The following is a 300-nucleotide window of genomic DNA, read 5'->3' on the forward strand; positions in this document are numbered from 1 at the left end:
AGGCCCCTTTGTCGTCTGTCGCGGTTAGCTTAAATGTTAGCGTGGTCGCTTCATTGATGTCAGGCGCACGAAATTCGAGCGTTTCGCTAGTGTTGTTTGTTAGCTCAACAGTTGTACCTGCTGTCTGCTCCCAAAGCAAAGTTTCAATCGCACCATCTTCATCAGTTACGGTCGCAACGGCTGTGATTGAGTCTCTTTCCATCGCAGTAATTGGTGCTATGGTCGCAATTACTGGTGCTTTATTTGTTGATGCGACGGGTGTATCGCTTTTGTCACTGCCACTACCGCCGCAAGCTGCTA

General features: G+C 49.0%; 1 protein-coding gene. It reads right to left on the minus strand.

The window, feature by feature from the left end; all coding sequences use genetic code 11:
* The coding region (locus tag CWC11_RS20620; RefSeq protein ID WP_502704808.1) for a PKD domain-containing protein at window positions 1-300 on the minus strand (300 nt) is incomplete at both ends.

The organism is Pseudoalteromonas sp. S3178, from assembly GCF_005886985.1.
Taxonomy (GTDB): domain Bacteria; phylum Pseudomonadota; class Gammaproteobacteria; order Enterobacterales; family Alteromonadaceae; genus Pseudoalteromonas; species Pseudoalteromonas carrageenovora.